This window comes from Bradyrhizobium canariense (assembly GCF_019402665.1).
Taxonomy (GTDB): domain Bacteria; phylum Pseudomonadota; class Alphaproteobacteria; order Rhizobiales; family Xanthobacteraceae; genus Bradyrhizobium; species Bradyrhizobium canariense.
The window spans coordinates 130,522-148,066 of sequence record NZ_VSST01000015.1; the positions used below are offsets into that span (position 1 = coordinate 130,522).

At 64.5% G+C, this 17,545-nt stretch carries 17 protein-coding genes; 16 read left to right on the top strand and 1 reads right to left on the bottom strand.

Annotated features, from left to right (window positions below; translation table 11 throughout):
* The first annotated feature begins 120 nt into the window (after positions 1-120).
* The gene (gene mmsA, locus FXB41_RS07435) at positions 121-1,698 is read left to right on the top strand and encodes a multiple monosaccharide ABC transporter ATP-binding protein (protein WP_219680956.1); all 1,578 of its coding nucleotides are present in this window, start codon (positions 121-123) and stop codon (positions 1,696-1,698) included.
* Complete coding sequence (gene mmsB, locus FXB41_RS07440; protein WP_007608442.1) at positions 1,695-2,885, top strand: multiple monosaccharide ABC transporter permease; 1,191 nt, start codon at positions 1,695-1,697, stop codon at positions 2,883-2,885. Before mmsA ends, mmsB begins: the two co-directional genes overlap by 4 nt.
* Before the next feature lie 84 nt (positions 2,886-2,969).
* Here the strand turns inward: mmsB and FXB41_RS07445 are convergent, their stop codons facing one another.
* Positions 2,970-3,125 carry a hypothetical protein gene (locus FXB41_RS07445; RefSeq protein ID WP_007593230.1) on the bottom strand — a complete coding sequence of 52 codons (156 nt, stop codon included), beginning with the start codon at positions 3,123-3,125 and terminating at the stop codon, positions 2,970-2,972.
* 172 nt (positions 3,126-3,297) lie between these two features.
* Here FXB41_RS07445 and FXB41_RS07450 point away from each other — a divergent pair, with 172 nt between their 5' ends.
* The 14 genes from FXB41_RS07450 to FXB41_RS07515 all read left to right on the top strand — a co-directional run bounded on the left by FXB41_RS07450 (position 3,298) and on the right by FXB41_RS07515 (position 17,540).
* On the top strand, positions 3,298-3,873 hold the full coding sequence (locus FXB41_RS07450) for a cytochrome c oxidase subunit 3 family protein (RefSeq protein ID WP_007593229.1): 576 nt from the start codon (positions 3,298-3,300) through the stop codon (positions 3,871-3,873).
* A gap of 2 nt (positions 3,874-3,875) precedes the next feature.
* Positions 3,876-4,136 carry a cytochrome C oxidase subunit IV family protein gene (locus FXB41_RS07455; protein WP_007593227.1) on the top strand — a complete coding sequence of 87 codons (261 nt, stop codon included), beginning with the start codon at positions 3,876-3,878 and terminating at the stop codon, positions 4,134-4,136.
* A 96-nt stretch (positions 4,137-4,232) separates the two neighbouring features.
* On the top strand, positions 4,233-4,685 hold the full coding sequence (locus FXB41_RS07460; RefSeq protein ID WP_007593225.1) for a c-type cytochrome: 453 nt from the start codon (positions 4,233-4,235) through the stop codon (positions 4,683-4,685).
* 39 nt (positions 4,686-4,724) lie between these two features.
* Complete coding sequence (locus tag FXB41_RS07465; protein ID WP_007593223.1) at positions 4,725-6,071, top strand: cbb3-type cytochrome c oxidase subunit I; 1,347 nt, start codon at positions 4,725-4,727, stop codon at positions 6,069-6,071.
* A 59-nt stretch (positions 6,072-6,130) separates the two neighbouring features.
* Entirely contained in the window at positions 6,131-6,943 is an 813-nt protein-coding gene (locus FXB41_RS07470) for a CbbQ/NirQ/NorQ/GpvN family protein (RefSeq protein ID WP_219680958.1), read from the top strand.
* A gap of 10 nt (positions 6,944-6,953) precedes the next feature.
* Entirely contained in the window at positions 6,954-8,870 is a 1,917-nt protein-coding gene (locus FXB41_RS07475) for a nitric oxide reductase activation protein NorD (protein ID WP_219680961.1), read from the top strand.
* A gap of 74 nt (positions 8,871-8,944) precedes the next feature.
* Positions 8,945-9,610 carry an HAD family hydrolase gene (locus FXB41_RS07480; RefSeq protein WP_219680962.1) on the top strand — a complete coding sequence of 222 codons (666 nt, stop codon included), beginning with the start codon at positions 8,945-8,947 and terminating at the stop codon, positions 9,608-9,610.
* Between the two features lie 8 nt (positions 9,611-9,618).
* Entirely contained in the window at positions 9,619-10,569 is a 951-nt protein-coding gene (locus FXB41_RS07485) for a sugar-binding transcriptional regulator (protein ID WP_219680965.1), read from the top strand.
* Between the two features lie 351 nt (positions 10,570-10,920).
* Positions 10,921-12,234, top strand: coding sequence for an ABC transporter substrate-binding protein (locus FXB41_RS07490; protein ID WP_219680967.1), 1,314 nt, complete (start codon positions 10,921-10,923; stop codon positions 12,232-12,234).
* A 90-nt stretch (positions 12,235-12,324) separates the two neighbouring features.
* A complete protein-coding gene (locus FXB41_RS07495) occupies positions 12,325-13,197 on the top strand; it encodes a carbohydrate ABC transporter permease (protein ID WP_219680968.1) in 873 nt (290 codons plus the stop codon).
* 3 nt (positions 13,198-13,200) lie between these two features.
* Positions 13,201-14,031, top strand: a complete 831-nt coding sequence (locus tag FXB41_RS07500; protein WP_219680969.1) for a carbohydrate ABC transporter permease — start codon at positions 13,201-13,203, stop codon at positions 14,029-14,031.
* Between the two features lie 16 nt (positions 14,032-14,047).
* Positions 14,048-15,055, top strand: a complete 1,008-nt coding sequence (locus tag FXB41_RS07505) for an ABC transporter ATP-binding protein (protein ID WP_219680971.1) — start codon at positions 14,048-14,050, stop codon at positions 15,053-15,055.
* A 32-nt stretch (positions 15,056-15,087) separates the two neighbouring features.
* Complete coding sequence (locus FXB41_RS07510) at positions 15,088-15,861, top strand: SDR family NAD(P)-dependent oxidoreductase (protein WP_219680972.1); 774 nt, start codon at positions 15,088-15,090, stop codon at positions 15,859-15,861.
* A 38-nt stretch (positions 15,862-15,899) separates the two neighbouring features.
* Positions 15,900-17,540 carry an FGGY-family carbohydrate kinase gene (locus tag FXB41_RS07515; protein ID WP_219680974.1) on the top strand — a complete coding sequence of 547 codons (1,641 nt, stop codon included), beginning with the start codon at positions 15,900-15,902 and terminating at the stop codon, positions 17,538-17,540.
* Positions 17,541-17,545 lie beyond the last annotated feature (5 nt).

Here is a 17,545-nt window from a genome sequence, read left to right on the forward strand (position 1 = left end):
CAACTCGTCATGCCCGGGCTTGTCCCGGGCATCCACGTCCCTCTTCGCAAGCGGCTGCACGTGGATGGCCGGGACAAGCCCGGCCATGACGATTGTGGAAGCCCCCGGGAGAATGATCCAATGACTGCAATGCTGGAGATGCGTAACGTCAGCAAGAGCTTTTCCGGCGTGCAGGCGCTGCGCGATGTCAACTTCTCGGTTGAAGCCGGGCAGATCCACGCCCTCGTCGGCGAGAACGGTGCCGGCAAGTCCACGCTAATGAAGGTGCTCAGCGGCGTCTATCCGGCCGGCAGCTACGAGGGCACCATCATCTTTGATGGCGAGGAGCGCCGCTTCCGCGACATCAACGATTCCGAGGCGCTCGGTATCATCATCATCCATCAGGAGCTGGCGCTGATCCCGCTGATGTCGATTGCCGAAAACATCTTCCTGTCGCATCCGCCGTCCAAGCTCGGCGTCATCGATCGCGACGAGGTCTATAGACGCACGCGGGAACTCCTGGCGCAGGTCGGCCTCAAGGAATCGCCGGATACGCTGATCACCGATCTCGGCGTCGGCAAGCAGCAGCTGGTCGAGATCGCCAAGGCGCTGTCCAAGCGGGTGCGGATGCTGATCCTGGACGAGCCGACCGCGAGCCTCAACGAGGCCGACAGCGCCGCGCTGCTCGAACGCCTCATGGCGTTCCGCGCGCAGGGCATCGGCTCGATCCTGATCTCGCACAAGCTGAACGAGGTCGCCAAGGTTGCCGACCACATCACCGTGCTGCGTGACGGCCGCACCGTCGACGGCATCGACTGCCGCGCCGAGCCGATCCAGGAAGACCGCATCATACGCAGCATGGTCAACCGCGATCTCGCCCATCGCTTTCCGGAGCGGAGCGCAAAAATCGCCGAGCCCGTTCTCACCGTCGAGAACTGGTCGGTCTACCATCCCATCCATCCCGAGCGGCAGGTGATCAAGAACGTCGATTTCAGCGTGAAACGCGGCGAGGTCGTCGGCATCGCCGGGTTGATGGGGGCGGGGCGCACCGAGTTCGCCATGAGCCTGTTCGGCCGCTCCTGGGGCACCACGATCAGCGGTCGCATCCGGCTCGAGGGCCGTGAGATCGTGCTGCCCAACGTGGCCGCCGCGATCGACGCCGGCCTTGCCTATGTCACCGAAGACCGCAAGCAGCTCGGACTGATCCTCGCCGACGACGTCCGCAAGAACATCACACTGGCAAGCCTCGACCAGGTCGCCCCCAACCGGGTGATCGACGACATCGCCGAGCTGAAGGTCGCCAGCGATTACCGCAACCGGATGCGCATCCGCTGCTCCGACGTCTATCAGGAGACCGGCCAGCTCTCCGGCGGCAACCAGCAGAAGGTCGTGCTGTCGAAATGGCTGATGACCGACCCCAAGGTCTTGATCCTGGACGAGCCGACCCGGGGCATCGACGTCGGTGCCAAATACGAGATCTACTGTATCATCAACGAGCTTGCGGAAGCCGGCCGCGGCGTGGTGGTGATCTCCTCGGAGATGCCCGAGCTACTCGGCATCTGCGACCGCATCTGTGTCATGAACGACGGCGCCTTCGTCGGCGAGTTCCCCGGCGCCGAAGCGACGCAGGAAAAGATCATGCGCGCCATCATGCGCAACGACAGAAATTATGGAAGCAGCGCCCTCGCGGGTGCGGAGATGGGAGGATCGCAGCTATGACCGACAAGACGGTTTCGCTGCCCGAGGAGGGCCGGCACGGCAGCTTCATCAAGAACAATTTGCGCAATTACGGCATGCTGATGTCGCTGATCGCGATCATGCTGTTCTTCCAGGTCATGACCGGCGGCACGCTGCTGCAGCCGCTCAACCTGACCAATCTGGTACTGCAGAACAGCTACATCGTCATCATGGCACTGGGCATGCTGCTCGTCATTGTCACCGGCCATATCGACCTCTCGGTCGGCTCGGTCGCGGGCTTCGTCGGCGCGGTGGCCGCCGTGCTGATGGTGACATACAAGGTCGACTACACGCTCGCCTTCATCGCCTGCCTGCTGCTGGGCGCGGCAATCGGCGCCGCGCAGGGCTATTGGGTGGCCTATTTCAAGATTCCGTCCTTCATCGTGACGCTGGCCGGCATGCTGGTGTTCAAAGGACTTGCGCTCGCGGTGTTGCAGGGCCAGTCGCTCGGGCCGTTCCCGGCGACCTTCCAGAAATTGTCGTCGGGCTTCATTCCGGAGATGCTGCCCGAGGCCGGCACGCTGCATCCGACGTCGATGCTGGTCGGTGCGGTGCTCGCGCTCGGCCTCGTCTACGCCAGCGCCAAGGGGCGCTCGCGCGAGCAGTTGCACGGCATCGAGGTCGAGCCTTACGCGTTCTTCCTCGGCAAGAGCATTCTCCTGGCCTGCGCCGTGCTCTATTTCACCTATCTGATCGCCTCGCATCGCGGTCTGCCGAACGTGCTGGTCATCATGACCGCGCTGATCGCGCTCTACGGCTTCGTCACCCGCCGCACCGTCATCGGTCGGCAGGTCTACGCGGTCGGCGGCAATGCGAAAGCGGCAAGCCTGTCGGGCATCAAGACGGAACGGTTGACCTTCCTCACCTTCGTCAACATGGGCGTGCTCGCCGCGCTCGCCGGCCTCGTCTTCGCCGCGCGCCTCAACACCGCAACGCCGAAGGCGGGTCTCGGCTTCGAGCTCGACGTCATCGCCGCCTGCTTCATCGGCGGCGCCTCGGCCTATGGCGGTGTCGGCCGCGTCGGCGGCGCCGTGGTCGGTGCCATGATCATGGGTGTGATGAACAACGGCATGTCCATCCTCGGCATCGGCATCGACTATCAGCAGGTCATCAAGGGTCTGGTCCTGCTCGGGGCGGTGTGCATCGACGTATATAATCAGCGGAGATGAGGCTGCGTAGCCTGGATGGAGCGAAGCGCAATCCGGGGCTACTGACCCGCATTCCGCTCTGCTCCATGCGGGCTACGGCAGTCATTACTGCGTCGTGATCAGCACCCCGGCGATCGCGACGGAGAGGCTCACCGCCGAGACGGTGGCCACGGTCGATAGCACGCCCATTCGCCGGAGCGCGATGGCGAAGACGATGATGATGGGCGTTGCGGTCATCAGCCCGATTTGTGCATCGCTCATGTTATCGCTCGCAGCTCCACGGAACCCTGGGGCGTTTGGTACCGCGACCCGGCCGGCCGGACGTTGCGACGGCGCAAACAAATTGATCGGCATTCCCCAAGTTTGTCCGGCAACAAACTCGGATCGGCACGGCTGAGCTAAGTCTGGCTGGTGTCCTGATCCGGAAGAGCAGATGTCGGCAGCCGATTGCGAACCACGGGGAGCCGGCTGGGGAATTCTGGACGATCTTCCCGGCGATCCCATGATCTGGGTGCTGATCTTCAGCGAGCTCGCCGCCTTCGGTCTGTTTCTCGGTGCATTCGCGGTCGCCCGCGCGATCCATCCGGCCGTGTTCGCGGTGGGGCAGGCGGCGCTTGATCCGGGTCTCGCCGGATTGAACACTGTCGTGCTGGTGACGAGCGGTTGGGCCGCAGCCCGGGCTGCGAAGACCGCGCGGGCCAGCGAGAGCCGGGCGACACAATCCTGGCTCCTCACAGCCATGGGGCTTGGCGGCCTGTTCGTGGCGATCAAGCTCGGCGAATATGCCGAAGAGATCGGACGCGGCATCGGACTCGAGACCAGTCCGTTCTTCACACTCTACTTCCTCCTGACCGGCTTCCATCTTCTGCACGTCTGCCTCGGCATCATCATCCTCGCATTGGTCTGCCGCCGCGCTGAAGCGTTCGGCGTCGAGACGGGAACGGCCTTCTGGCACATGGTCGATCTGGTCTGGATCGTGATGTTCCCGATTCTTTATCTGGTGCGGTGACGATGCCGGATCGCCTGGACATCACATGGATCGCGCTGATCGGCCTCGCGCTCGCGACCATCCTGGTGCCACCGCTGGTGCCGCGGCCGCTGCTCGGCAACGCCCTGCTGCTGGCCTTGGCCGCCGTCAAGGGCCGCCGGATTGCGCTCGATTTCCTCGATCTTCGCGCGGCGCCTGCGCTCTGGCGCGGCCTCGTCAGCGCCTGGATCCTCATGGTGGTGCTGTTTGCCTGGCTCACATCTGCCGTCAGCGCCCTGATCTGACTCACTCCTTGCGCCCTGACAAAGAACAGGCCGTGCCGATCAGCGATAAATCGCATCACCGATTTTCTCGGCGGGACTCAATTGAAAGGATTGGCAATGGCTGAACGCCTGACCAAGTCGGCCGCTCGAAACGTCTTCTACGGCGGCTCGGCCTTTTTCTTCGCCATCTTCATCGGGCTGACGGCGCACAGCCACTACTACATGGTCACGACCTCGACGGACGCAGTGACGCTGACGTCGTCGGTCGCCCGCGGCAAGCATGTCTGGGAGAAGAACTCCTGCATCAATTGCCACACGTTGCTCGGCGAAGGCGCCTATTTCGCGCCCGAAGTCGGCAACGTCTGGGATCGATGGGGCGGCAAGGAGGATCCGGCCGGCGCGCGAGAGACGTTGAAGGCCTGGATGCAGTCGCAGCCTTCAGGCGCGGAGGGCAGGCGGCAGATGCCGCAATTCAACCTCACCGACCAGGAGCTCAACGATCTCGCCGATTTCCTGCAATGGGTGAGCACGATCAAGCGCCAGGATTGGCCGCCGAACAAGGCCGGTTGAGCCCGCCGCTTTCCTCTTTCAAGACAGAGAGAATCCGAGATGAAATATCAGACCCAGAAAGTCGCGATGCTGTATTTCTACGGCGCGCTGACCCTGTTCCTGGCTCAGGTCCTGTTCGGCCTCCTCGCCGGGACGATCTACGTCCTGCCCAACACGCTGTCGGTTCTGCTGCCGTTCAACATCGTCAGGATGATCCACACCAACGCGCTGATCGTGTGGTCGTTGATCGGCTTCATGGGCGCGACCTACTTCCTGCTGCCTGAGGAAACCGAGACCGAGCTGTACAGCCCGCTACTCGCAAAGATCCAGTTCTGGATGTTTTTTGGCGCAGCAGGCGTCGCGGTCGTGGGCTATCTCTTCCACTACCACGAGGGCCGCGAGTTCCTTGAGCAGCCCTTCATCATCAAGGTCGGTATCGTCGTCGTCTGCCTGATGTTCCTGTTCAATGTGACCATGACCGCGCTCAAGGGACGCAAGACCACGGTCACCAACATCCTGCTGTTCGGCCTGTGGGGCGTTGCGATCTTCTTCCTGTTCGCCTTCTACAATCCGGCGAACCTCGCGGTCGACAAGATGTACTGGTGGTACGTCGTCCATCTCTGGGTCGAGGGCGTCTGGGAGCTGATCATGGCCTCCGTGCTCGCCTATCTCATGATCAAGCTCAATGGCATCGATCGCGAGGTGGTCGAGAAGTGGCTCTACGTCATCATCGGCCTCGCGCTGTTCTCGGGGATTCTCGGCACCGGCCACCATTTCTACTGGATCGGCGCGCCCGGCTACTGGCAGTGGATCGGCTCGCTGTTCTCGACGCTCGAGGTTGCGCCGTTCTTCACGATGGTGATCTTCACGGTGCAGATGACCTGGAAGGCCGGCCGCAAGCATCCGAACCGCGCCGCGCTGCTGTGGTCGGTCGGCTGTTCGGTGATGGCGTTCCTGGGAGCCGGCGTCTGGGGTTTCCTGCACACACTATCCTCGGTGAACTACTACACCCACGGCACCCAGGTCACCGCTGCGCACGGCCATCTCGCCTTCTTTGGCGCCTATGTGATGCTCAACCTTGCCGTGATGGCTTACGCCATCCCGCAGATCAAGGGACGCGCGCCCTATAACCAGTGGCTCAGCATGACGAGCTTCTGGATCATGTGCACGGCCATGATGACCATGACGTTCGCGCTGACCTTTGCCGGCGTGGTCCAGGTCCATCTCCAGCGCGTGCTCGGCCAGGGCTACATGGACGTGCAGGACCAGCTCGCATTCTTCTACTGGGTGCGGCTCGGCTCCGGTGGGTTCGTCGCGATCTCCGCGCTGATGTTCGTCTGGGCGGTGCTGGTGCCCGGCCGCGAGAAGCTGGCGACCATTCCCGCCGTGCTGCAGCCGGCCGAGTAAGCGTGACGGCGGCCGCGTTTCGTCGCGGCCGCCGCTTCAGAAATCTACGGAGAAAGATCATGAAAGCAGCCCTTCACGCCTTGGCCGCTCCTGCACCCGCGCTACCGGCCTATGTCGCAAGCGGCAACGAATGCGCGCTGTTCGAGCATGCCTGGCGGCACCGGCTTCCGGTCCTGCTGAAGGGGCCGACCGGTTGCGGTAAGACGCGTTTCGTCGCGCATATGGCCGCGCGGCTGGGCTTGCCGCTCCACACCGTCGCCTGCCACGACGATCTCACCGCCGCCGATCTCACCGGCCGCTATCTGCTGAGAGGCGGCGACACTGTTTGGACCGACGGTCCGTTGACGCGCGCGGTCCGCGAGGGCGGCATCTGCTATCTCGACGAGGTAGTGGAAGCCCGCAAGGACGTCACCGTCGTGCTGCATCCGCTCACCGACGACCGCCGTATCCTGCCGCTGGAGCGAACCGGCGAGGAGCTCGTTGCTCCCGCGAGCTTCATGCTCGTCGTCTCCTACAATCCCGGTTACCAGACCTTGCTCAAGGCGTTGAAGCCGTCGACGCGGCAGCGCTTCGTCGCCATTGAGTTCGGCTTCCTGCCGACCGAGCAGGAGATTGCGGTGGTGTCGGCCGAGAGCGGGCTGCCGCCGGATCGCGTACGGCCGCTGGTAGCGCTTGCCGGACGTCTGCGGGCGCTGAAGGGGCATGATCTGGAGGAGGGCGTCTCGACCCGACTCGTGGTGTATTGCGCGACTTTGATTGCGGCGGGAGTCTCGATCGCCGATGCCGTGCTCGCCGGCATGATCGAGCCGCTGACCGACGATTCCGACGTCAAGGCGGCGCTGCTGGATGTCGCGCGCGCCGTGATTGCGTGAGGCAGGTCCCATGCTCGACTTCCTCGAACTGGAGGAGACGGTCGGCCGCGCCTGGCACCGGATGGTCGGCGGCACCGCGAGCTATCCGGTTCACGATGATCACGCGGTCGCGCTTGCGGAGGTGAGAGGCCGGCTCGCGGTGATGTTCCGTGCGCTTGGCGGCGAGACGGGTGTTCAGATCGCGAGCGCAGGCGCACGCAGGGCGAGCCATCGGCTCCGCTGGCGGCAACGCATCGGCCTTGGAGACGAACGTCTCGAACAGCCGGGCCGCGACGCCACGACCATCTTCTTCCCCGACCGCATTGCGATATTTGCCGACGGCGACCTCAACGCATGCCTCTATCGCTGGCTTGCGGCGTGGTTCGCGGTCGCGCCGATCGAGACGATCACGGAGCATGATCCGCTGCGGCGGGACCTTCTGGTCTTGCGCCGGGCGAGCGAGACGGCGGTCTTCGTGCTCACGCAGTTTCCCGGGCTCGCCGCCGATTACGCGCGGCTCGCCGCCGCAACTGCCGAAGCCCGGCCGCAACGTCCGTTGCCGCGTCTTGAGCAGGAGATCGAGCAGATCGCTCTCGCCTTGCTCGGGGCCGGAAAGGTGCCTTCGGGCCGGCTGTGGCCGGCGATGATGGGGACAGGTCCGCTGCCGGACAAGGCGCCGCCGGACTATCGCTCGGTCCTGCCGTGTCCGCTCTGGGGCGATTGCTGGACGCGCGAGTTCTCGCCCGCGCATGCTGGCGACGACGCGTGCGCGCCGGGCGCGGGGGCCGCGACCCAGGACAATCGCAAGCGCTTTGCCGTGCGCGAGCGCGAGGACAACGCCAACCGCCGCGATCCCTTCGTGCTCAACCGCTTCGAAAAGATCCTCGCGATGGCCGAGATGGTCAATGTCGACCGTCCGGCCGACGACAGCGAGGACGAGGACGCGCAGAAGGCCGCCGACGATCTCGAGGAGATGACGCTGAGCCGCCGCAGCGGCAAGCCGGCGAGCCGGCTCAAATTCGATCTCGACCTGCCGCCGGAAGCTCTCGATGCCTCGCCATTGAACGCAGATCTCACCTATCCCGAATGGGACTACCGCAGCAGCTCCTACCTGCCCGATCACTGCCACGTGCTGGCGGACGCCGCGTCCGAGACCGGAGAGACCTGGTCGCCCGACGAGACCATGCGCCGGCATATCCGTCAGGTACGGCAGCGCTTCGAGATCTTGCGGCCGCGCCGCGAATTGATGCGCGCCCAGGCCGATGGACACGACCTCGACCTCGACGCGCTCGTGCGCGCGCGGTGCGATCTTCGCGCCGGCAGCGGCGGCGGTCTCGATCGCATCCATGTCGCGATGCGCCCGCAGGGGCACGATCTCGCCGTCACACTGCTTGTCGACGTCTCGCTCTCGACGGACGCCTGGGCCGACGGCCATCGCGTGCTCGATGTCGAGAAGGAGGCGCTGCTCGTGCTCGCGCACGGCCTGTCGGCCTGCGGTGACCACCACAGCATCCTGACCTTCACGTCGCGCCGGCGGTCCTGGGTGCGGCTCGAAACGGTCAAAGCCTTCGGCGAGCCGATGAGCGCGGCAGTGGCGCGTCGTATCGGCGCGCTGAAGCCCGGCTATTACACGCGGATTGGCGCGGCGGTGCGCCACGCCTCGGCCGAGCTCGCCCGTCAGCCGCAGCGCAAGAAGCTGCTGCTCGTCCTCACCGACGGCAAGCCGAACGATGTCGATCATTACGAAGGCCGCTTCGCGGTCGAGGACACCCGCAAATCGGTGCAGGAGGCGCGCCGGCTCGGCATCGCCGCCTTCGGCGTCACGGTGGACGCAACCGCGCAGTCCTATTTCCCGACGCTGTTCGGGCGCGGCGGCTACGCCATCGTCGGTAATATCCGCCGACTGCCCGCGGCGCTGCCGGCGATCTACCGGCAGGTGGCGCACTGATCCAGAAAAGGGTGCGGCGTTCCGGCCTTGGGTGAGCTATTGCCCATCAATTGGGTATATGATCGAATGCTGGGATGGACCAGGGCCGGCCGAAACCCGATCTGATCATCTTCGACTGCGACGGCGTGCTGGTCGACAGTGAGCTGCTGAGCTGTCGGTGCCTGTCCGATGTGCTGGACGAATGCGGCATCGCGCTGAGCCAGGAGCAGGCGCTCGAGCTCTTTCTCGGACGCAGCACCAAGGCGGTCGAGCAGCATTATCGGGATCTCGGGCAGGTCGTGCCGGACGGCTTTCAGCCGCGCTTGAAGTCGCATGTGTTGAGCACGTTCGCCGGATCACTCCAGCCGATCGCGGGTGTGGCCGCCGTGATATCGGAATTGCGGGCGCCATTCTGCGTGGCGTCGTCCAGCGACATCGACCGTGTCGCGCTCTCCCTTGACGTCACCGGCCTGCGGGCGCATTTCGGCGACCGGATCTACACGGCGCAGATGGTCAGGCACGGCAAGCCGGCGCCCGATCTCTTTCTCTACGCGGCCGAGCAGATGGGCGCGCAACCTGCGCGCACGCTGGTGATCGAGGACAGTGCGAGCGGCGTGCAGGCGGGCAAGGCGGCCGGCATGACAGTCTGGGGATTTGCCGGCGGCGGCCATTATCGCGGACGCGACGGGCAGGCTATACTGTCGGGTGCGGGGGCCGACCGGGTCTTCGCGCGCATGATCGATTTCTGGAAGGACGCCTGACGCCTGCCATGGCCGCCGAGAATGAAAAGTCCAGGCTCGATGACGCCGCGCGTGCCGGCTGGCTCTATTTCATTGCCGGTCACACCCAGGACGAGATCGCGAAGATGCTCCAGGTGTCGCGCGCCTCGGCGCAGCGGCTGGTGTCGCTGTGTCTCGCGGAACGGCTCATCACCTTCCGGCTCGAACATCCCATCGCCGCATGCATGGAATTGGCGGCGCGTCTGAAGGAGCGTTTCGAGCTTACCCATTGCGAGGTGGTGCCGGCGGATTCCGCCGCGCCGCAGGCCACAGCGGGCATTGCCGAACGCTGCGCCAACCTGCTCGATTCCACCCTGCGTTCGGAGACCCCCGTCATCGTCGCGCTCGGGACGGGACGCGCCGTGCGCGCCGCGGTCGAGCGCGTCACGCCGATCGACCGGCCCAACCACCAGATCGTCTCGCTGGTCGGCAATATCTCCGCCGACGGTTCGGCGAGCTTCTACGACACCGTCGGCCGGCTCGCCGACCGCACCGGTGCGCGGCACTATCCGATGCCGCTACCGTTCCTGATGTCGTCCGAGGATGAGCGCAACAAGATGGTCCGGATCGAGCCGATCGCGAAGGTCAAGGCGGTCGCGGCCAAGGCGGATTTGCGCCTCGTCGGCATCGGCCAGATGGACCAGAAGGCGCAGGTCCATATCGACGGCTTCGTGACCCGCGACGAGTTGTTCGAGATGATGCGGCAGGGGGCGATCGGCGAGATCACCGGCTGGGCCTATGATTCCAAGGGTCGGCTGCTGAAGGCCGGAACCAACAAGCGCCTGACCAGCATCCCGCCGGAGGTCCCGGCGAAGACCACCACGATCGGCGCCGCCGTCGGCGCCGCCAAGGTGCCGGCGATCGCGGCGGCGCTGAATGGGCGGCTGATCAATGGCCTGATCACGGACGAGGCGACCGCAAGGGCGATTCTGGAGCGCTGAGGCGTAAGTCGCCGCGGCAACGGGACTGCGCTCCCTCGCCCGCTTGCGGGAGAGGGCTGGGGAGAGGGTCTCTCCGCCGGCAAGATTCCCCAAGAGGAGAAAGCCCTCACCCGTATCGCATCTGCGATGCGATACGACCTCTCCCGCAAGCGGGAGAGGTCGAGCAAGCCGCGCCGCTTGTTTCGAACAACGCCACCACTTTCACGCCGCGTGCTTCCACCCCCTCCCGCATCGCAGCACTCATAAGTTGCGCGAACATCTTTGTGCCTGCTTGACAACGGCGCGCCCTCAGTCGAACATACGCCCAACGCGTGGGCATATGCTCAAAAGCGCGAGCTTAGGGAGGTCACCGTGAAACACGTCCTCGGCGCCGTCTGTGGCGCGTCTTGCCTGTTGTTGGCCGTCCCCGCGATGGCCGAAACCACCCTGACGATCGCCACCGTGAATAACGGCGACATGATCCGCATGCAGGGGCTGACGGGTGAATTCACCAAGAAGAACCCCGATATATCGGTCAAATGGGTGACGCTGGAAGAGAACGTGCTGCGGCAGCGCGTCACCACCGACATCGCCACCAAGGGCGGCCAGTTCGACGTTCTCACCATCGGCACCTACGAGGTGCCGATCTGGGCCAAGAAGGGCTGGCTGGTGCCGCTCGCCAATCTTGGCGCCGACTACGACGTCGCCGACCTCCTGCCCAAGATCAAGGATGCGGTCTCCGTCGACGGCAAGCTCTACGCCGCGCCGTTCTACGGCGAGAGCTCGATGGTGATGTACCGCACCGACCTGTTCGACAAGGCCGGCCTCAAGATGCCTGAAAATCCGACCTGGGATTTCGTCATCGACGCTGCCAAGAAGCTCACCGACAAGAGCGCCGGCGTCTACGGCATCTGCCTGCGCGGCAAGGCCGGCTGGGGCGAGAACATGGCGTTCCTCTCCGCCATGGCCAATTCCTACGGCGCGCGCTGGTTCGACGAGAAGTGGCAGCCGCAGTTCAATACGCCGGAATGGAAGGCGACGCTCACGACCTATGTCGACCTGATGAAGCAGGCCGGCCCTCCCGGTGCGAGCTCGAACGGCTTCAACGAGAACCTCGCGCTGTTCAATGCCGGCAAGTGCGCAATGTGGATCGATGCCACGGTCGCGGCGTCGTTCGTCACCAATCCGAAGGACTCCAAGGTCGCCGACAAGGTCGGCTTCGCGCTGGCGCCCAACACCGGGCTCGGCAAGAACGCCAACTGGCTGTGGGCCTGGAGTCTCGCAATCCCCGCCGGCTCGAAGAAAGCGGAAGCCGCCGAGAAGTTCATCGCCTGGGCCACCAGCAAGGACTACACCAAGGTCGTGGCTGCGAAGGAGGGTTGGGCCAACGTGCCGCCGGGCACCCGAACCTCGCTCTACCAAAACCCTGAATATCTGAAGGTCGCCCCGTTCGCGAAGCTGACGCTGGCCTCGATCGACGCCGCCGATCCGAACAAGCCGACGGTGAAGCCGGTGCCCTACGTCGGCGTGCAATATGCGGCGATCCCCGAATTCCAGGGCATCGGCACGCAGGTGGGCCAGCAATTCTCGGCCGCGCTTGCGGGATCGATGACGGTCGATGCCGCGCTCACCGCTGCGCAATCTTCAACCGAGCGCGAGATGAAGCGCGCGGGTTACATCAAGTGAGCTCGATCTCTCCCTCCTGAGCTCAGACTTGCGGCCATCCACCGCTAAGGATGGATGGCCGCCTTCTTCCCGCAAGCGGAGAGGCCAACAATGGCAACCCGGCAGACGCAGCTTCTCGCACGGACGCTCCTGACGCCGGCGGTCGGGCTGCTGTTCATCTGGATGATCGTCCCGCTCGCGTTGACGATCTATTTCTCGACGCTGCACTACAGTCTGCTCGATCCCGGCTCAGAATCGTTCGTCGGGCTGGAAAATTTCCGCTACTTCCTCACCGATCCCGCCTTCCTCGCCTCGCTCCAGAACACGCTGGTGCTGGTCGGCTCGGTGCTGGCGCTGACCGTCCTGCTCGGAATTCCGCTGGCGCTGTTGCTCGACCAGCCCGTGATCGGCCTCAACATCGTGCGGCTGATGGTGATCGCGCCGTTCTTCGTGATGCCGACGGTGAGCGCGCTGGTCTGGAAGAACCTGCTGATGCATCCGGTGTCCGGGCTGTTTGCCTGGATCGCCTCGCTGTTCGGCTTGACGCCGATCGACTGGTTCACCGACGCGCCGCTGCTCGCCGTGATCCTGATCGTGTCATGGCAATGGCTGCCGTTCGCGACGCTGATTTTGCTCACCGCGATGCAGTCCCTCGACGAGGAGCAGAAGGAAGCCGCCGAAATGGACGGCGCCAGCGCGGTCTCGACCTTCATCTACATCACGCTGCCGCACCTCGCGCGCCCCATCACGGTGGTGATCCTGATCGAGACGATCTTCCTGCTCACCGTCTTTGCCGAGATCTACGTCACCACGGGCGGCGGCCCGGGACTGTCGACCACCAACATCGCCTTCCTGATCTATTCGCAGGCACTGATCCAGTACGATGTCGGCACGGCTTCGGCGGGCGGCCTCGTCGCTGTCGTGATCGCCAACATCGTTGCTTTTTTCCTCGTCCGTATCGTCGGTCGCAACCTGGAGGCATGAGACATGGCGCGGATGGCGACGAGGCAGCGGGTGGTGGTCTCGACCATCGGGGCGTGGTTCTTCGGCTTCCTGATCTTCTTCCCGATCCTGTGGATGGTGCTGGCGAGCTTCAAGACCGAGCTCGAGGCTTTCGCGATCCCGCCGTCCTTCCTGTTCTTCCACTGGACCACGGAGAACTACGCGACCGTGCAGGAGCGCAGCGACTATTTGCTCCACGCGATGAACTCGATCATCATCGCCGGCGGCTCGACGCTCATTGCGCTTTTGATCGCGATCCCCGCCGCCTGGTCGATGGCGTTCTCGCCGACGAAGCGCACCAAGGACATCCTGCTCTGGATGCTCTCGACCAAGATGATGCCGCCGGTCGGCGTGCTGGTGCCGATCTATCTGATCTACAAGTCCTTCGGCCTGCTCGATTCCCGCATCGGCCTCGTCTTCATCCTGTGCCTCGGAAACTTGCCGATCGTGATCTGGATGCTGTTCACCTATTTCAAGGAGATCCCGCGCGACATCCTCGAAGCCGCGCGCATGGACGGCGCTACCATCGGTCGGGAACTGATTTACGTACTGACGCCGATGGCGATCCCGGGGCTCGCATCGACCATGCTGCTGAACCTGATCCTGGCCTGGAACGAGGCGTTCTGGACGCTCAATCTGTCGACCTCGAACGCTGCGCCGCTCACCACGTTCATCGCGTCCTATTCGAGCCCGGAAGGGCTATTTTGGGCAAAGCTGTCGGCGGCTTCCACGTTGGCGATCGCGCCTATTCTCGTCCTCGGTTGGTTCAGCCAGAAGCAGCTCGTGCGCGGGCTCACCTTTGGCGCGGTAAAGTAGGAAGGGCTGCCGGATCATGGGTCAGATCACACTTCAGGATGTGCAGAAATCCTTTGGCCCCGTGCACATCATCAAGGGGGCGGACCTCGAGATCGCCGATGGGTCGTTCGTGGTGTTCGTGGGGCCATCGGGCTGCGGCAAGACCACGCTCTTGCGGCTGATCGCGGGGCTCGAGGACGTCTCCGGCGGCAAGATCCTGATCGACGGCAAGAACGTGGTCGACACGCCGCCGGCCAAGCGCGGGCTCTCGATGGTGTTCCAGTCCTATGCGCTCTATCCGCATATGAGCGTGCGCGGCAATATCGGCTTCGGCCTGAAGATGGCGGGGCTGGCCAAGGACGAGATCAACCGCAAAGTCGAGGCCGCCGCCGCAACACTGAATCTCACGCCTTATCTCGATCGCAAGCCGCGCGAGCTCTCCGGCGGCCAGCGCCAGCGCGTCGCGATCGGGCGTGCCATCGTCCGCGAGCCCAAGGCGTTTTTGTTCGACGAGCCGCTCTCCAATCTCGACGCGGCGCTGCGCGTGCAGATGCGGATCGAGGTGACGCGGCTCCAGAAGCAGCTCGGCACCACCGCGATCTATGTCACCCACGACCAGGTCGAGGCCATGACCATGGCCGACAAGATCGTCGTGCTCAACGGCGGCAAGATCGAGCAATACGGCTCGCCGCTGGATCTCTACGAGAAGCCGGCCAACCTCTTCGTCGCCGGCTTCATCGGTTCGCCCAAGATGAACTTCGTCACCGGCGAGCACGCCTTGCAGAAGGGCGCGGCAACGATCGGCGTACGGCCGGAGCATCTCAAGATCGAGCGCGACGGTGCCGGCGGCTGGCAGGGAACGATCGCGGTGGCCGAGCATCTCGGCAGCGACACCTTCCTTTATGTCGATGCCGGTCAGCTCGGCATGCTGACGGCGCGCTACATCGGTGAATTGAGCCTGCACGCCGGCGACCATGTATCGCTGGTGCCGGAGCCCGCGCGCATCCATCGCTTCGACGCGAGCGGTAACGCCATCCGAAGCTGACAAGAAACGGCAAGAAAACCGGAAAGACCAAAATGTACCTGGAAAAATTCAAGCTGAACGGCAAGACTGCGTTCATCACCGGCGGCGGGCAGGGCATTGGGCTCGCCTGCGCCGAAGCGCTGGCTGAAGCCGGCGCCAGGGTCGTCATCGGCGATCGTGACAGCAAGGTCGCCGACGCTGCGAAGGCCAGCCTGAAGGCGAAGGGCTACGACGCTGAGACGGCGATTATGGACGTCACCGACACCAAGCGCGTGGCGGAAGTGGCCAACGACCTCGTTGCCCGCCACGGCAAGGTCGACATCCTCGTCAACAACGCCGGCATCGCCCGCAGCGAGACGCCGGCGGAGACCGTGACCGACGAGCACTGGCTCAACGTCATCGACGTCAATCTCAATGGCACCTTCTGGTGCTGCCGCGAGTTCGGCAAGCACATGCTCAACGCCAGGAGCGGTGTCATCGTCAATGTCGGGTCGATGTCCGGATTCATCGTTAACAAGCCGCAGGAGCAGTGCTTCTACAACGCGTCGAAGGCCGGCGTGCACCATCTCACGAAATCGCTCGCCGCCGAATGGGGGGCGCGCGGCATCCGCGTCAATGCGGTCGCGCCGACCTATATCGAGACGCCGCTCAACGCCTTCGTGAAGAGCAATCCGAGAATGTACGATGCCTGGATCGGTGGAACCCCGATGGCACGGATGGGGCAGGTCGAGGAGATCGCCTCGGTCGTGCTGTTCCTTGCCTCGGAGGCCGCGAGTCTGATGACCGGCAGCATCGTGCTGGTGGATGGCGGCTACACTTGCTGGTAGGCTTGCGTCAAAATTGACGAGAGCTTCCGGGGGCGACAATGCCGCGAGCGTATATCGGCGTCGATGTAGGGACCAATAGCACGCGGGCAGGGGTGTTCGACGAGGCGGGCACCTTGCTGGCGACGGCCAAACATCCGATCAGGATCTGGCATGAGGCCGGCGATGTCGTCGAGCAGTCGTCCCAGGATATCTGGGACGCTTGCACGGCGTCGGTACGGGCCGCGATGGCGGAAGCTACAATCGCGCCCGACAGCGTCGGCGGTATCGGTTTCGATGCCACCTGCTCCCTCGTGGTGCTCGACCGGCAAGGCGAGCCGCTCACCATCAGCGCCTCCGGCGACAGGCAGCGAAACGTCATCGTCTGGATGGATCACCGCGCAACGGCCGAGGCGCGACTGATCAACGAAACCGGTGATGCCGTGCTGCGCTATGTCGGCGGCTCGATCTCGCCCGAGATGGAGATGCCGAAACTGCTGTGGCTGAAGCGGCATATGCGCGTGAGCTTCGACACCGCAGGGCACTTCTTCGATCTGGCGGATTACCTGACCTGGCGCGCCACTGGCTCGTTGCAACGCTCGACCTGCACGGTCACTTGCAAATGGAACTATCTCGCCCATGACGGCGGCGGCTGGAGCGCGCCATTCTTCAAGCGCATCGGCCTGTCGGACTTCGTCAACGAGAAATACGCCCGCATCGGGACCGAGATTGTCGCGCCCGGCACGCGGCTCGGCGCCGGTCTAACCGGTACGGCAGCTGCCGATCTTGGCTTGTCACCGAGCACGCCGGTCGGAGCGTCCCTGATCGATGCCCACGCCGGCGGCATCGGCGCAATCGGCGGCCGAGATGAGTCGGACGGCGCCACAGATGTCTCCGACCGCCTTGCCTACATCATGGGAACGTCGGCCTGCATCATGGCGACGACCAAGGAGCCGTGCTTCGTGCCGGGCGTGTGGGGTCCTTATTACTCCGGCATGGTGCCGAATTTCTGGCTTAACGAGGGCGGGCAGTCCGCTGCGGGCGCTGCGATCGACCATCTTCTCAAATCGCATCCCGGCCACGCCGAAGCGAGCGCGGCGGCGCGCAGGGAGGGCCTCGACCTCATCGAGTTTCTCGAGCGCCGCATCATCGCACGCGCAGGCGGCGCCAGCCGCGCCGCGCTGCTGGCCCGCGACGTCCATGTGCTTCCTGAGTTCATCGGCAACCGCTCGCCCTACGCCGACCCTGACACGCGCGCGGTGATCGCAGGCCTCGATCTCGACACCGGCATCGCCTCGATGGAACGGCTGTTCGTCGCCGGTCTGTGCGGGCTCGCCTATGGGCTTGCCGAGGTGATCGAGGCCTTTGCCGCGCATGGCGTCCACTCCAGCATCATGATCATGGGCGGCGGCGCCAGCCGCAGCCCGCTGGTGCGGCAGATCATGGCCGATACGACTGGCCTTACCGTGGCGCTGCCGCAGACCACGGAGCCGGTGCTGCTCGGTGCCGCCATGCTTGGCGCCGTCGCCGGCGGCGCCTATGCCTCGATCGGGGAGACCATGGCAAAGATGTCGGCGCTGGGACGGAAGAGCGAGCCGACCACGCCCGACATCGCCGCCTTCCACGCCCGCAAACGCGGGGTCTACAGATTGCTGCGCGAGGTCGATCGCGGCAGCCGCGCCGCGATGCGAGTGGGAGTTTGAAAACG

Excerpts from the sequence above, each read along its gene's own strand:
- mmsA (WP_219680956.1), top strand. The coding sequence starts at position 121 with ATGACTGCAATGCTGGAGATGCGTAACGTCAGCAAGAGCTTTTCCGGC.
- mmsB (WP_007608442.1), top strand. The coding sequence starts at position 1,695 with ATGACCGACAAGACGGTTTCGCTGCCCGAGGAGGGCCGGCACGGCAGC.
- FXB41_RS07445 (WP_007593230.1), bottom strand. The coding sequence starts at position 3,125 with ATGAGCGATGCACAAATCGGGCTGATGACCGCAACGCCCATCATCATC.
- FXB41_RS07450 (WP_007593229.1), top strand. The coding sequence starts at position 3,298 with ATGTCGGCAGCCGATTGCGAACCACGGGGAGCCGGCTGGGGAATTCTG.
- FXB41_RS07455 (WP_007593227.1), top strand. The coding sequence starts at position 3,876 with ATGCCGGATCGCCTGGACATCACATGGATCGCGCTGATCGGCCTCGCG.
- FXB41_RS07460 (WP_007593225.1), top strand. The coding sequence starts at position 4,233 with ATGGCTGAACGCCTGACCAAGTCGGCCGCTCGAAACGTCTTCTACGGC.
- FXB41_RS07465 (WP_007593223.1), top strand. The coding sequence starts at position 4,725 with ATGAAATATCAGACCCAGAAAGTCGCGATGCTGTATTTCTACGGCGCG.
- FXB41_RS07470 (WP_219680958.1), top strand. The coding sequence starts at position 6,131 with ATGAAAGCAGCCCTTCACGCCTTGGCCGCTCCTGCACCCGCGCTACCG.
- FXB41_RS07475 (WP_219680961.1), top strand. The coding sequence starts at position 6,954 with ATGCTCGACTTCCTCGAACTGGAGGAGACGGTCGGCCGCGCCTGGCAC.
- FXB41_RS07480 (WP_219680962.1), top strand. The coding sequence starts at position 8,945 with ATGGACCAGGGCCGGCCGAAACCCGATCTGATCATCTTCGACTGCGAC.
- FXB41_RS07485 (WP_219680965.1), top strand. The coding sequence starts at position 9,619 with ATGGCCGCCGAGAATGAAAAGTCCAGGCTCGATGACGCCGCGCGTGCC.
- FXB41_RS07495 (WP_219680968.1), top strand. The coding sequence starts at position 12,325 with ATGGCAACCCGGCAGACGCAGCTTCTCGCACGGACGCTCCTGACGCCG.
- FXB41_RS07500 (WP_219680969.1), top strand. The coding sequence starts at position 13,201 with ATGGCGCGGATGGCGACGAGGCAGCGGGTGGTGGTCTCGACCATCGGG.
- FXB41_RS07505 (WP_219680971.1), top strand. The coding sequence starts at position 14,048 with ATGGGTCAGATCACACTTCAGGATGTGCAGAAATCCTTTGGCCCCGTG.
- FXB41_RS07510 (WP_219680972.1), top strand. The coding sequence starts at position 15,088 with ATGTACCTGGAAAAATTCAAGCTGAACGGCAAGACTGCGTTCATCACC.
- FXB41_RS07515 (WP_219680974.1), top strand. The coding sequence starts at position 15,900 with ATGCCGCGAGCGTATATCGGCGTCGATGTAGGGACCAATAGCACGCGG.